Origin of the sequence: Segatella copri (assembly GCF_003465495.1) — a bacterium.
Classification (GTDB): domain Bacteria; phylum Bacteroidota; class Bacteroidia; order Bacteroidales; family Bacteroidaceae; genus Prevotella; species Prevotella copri_G.
Genome location: NZ_QSAV01000010.1, coordinates 92,146 through 92,438 on the forward strand (window position 1 = coordinate 92,146; position 293 = coordinate 92,438).

1 pseudogene is annotated in these 293 nt (G+C 41.6%); it reads right to left on the bottom strand.

What is annotated here, in order from left to right:
- Positions 1 to 293 (bottom strand): annotated as a pseudogene (locus DWV53_RS04610) (IS1380-like element IS942 family transposase); the annotation flags it as partial.

The following is a 293-nucleotide window of genomic DNA, read 5'->3' on the forward strand; positions in this document are numbered from 1 at the left end:
GGCATAAGCATTGTTGTCTGAGTAAATGTTCAATACATGCCTACGTGATGTCTTAATCCATTTCGCAGGAACAGAGATGAACTTGAAAACAAAGGTCTTGATTCTGCTGGTGGCACGCAATCCAAATTCATGGGTTTTCAATCTCTGCATAATAGCTTTGTAGAAGTTTCTGATGAGAGCTGTCATAAGCAGGAATACAGTATTCTGTGCCATGAACGATTTTGGCAATCGATTCCAGCCAAAGCCATTGTTCATGTCATCGAAGATGCGTTCCTTGCCACCACGAAGATTGT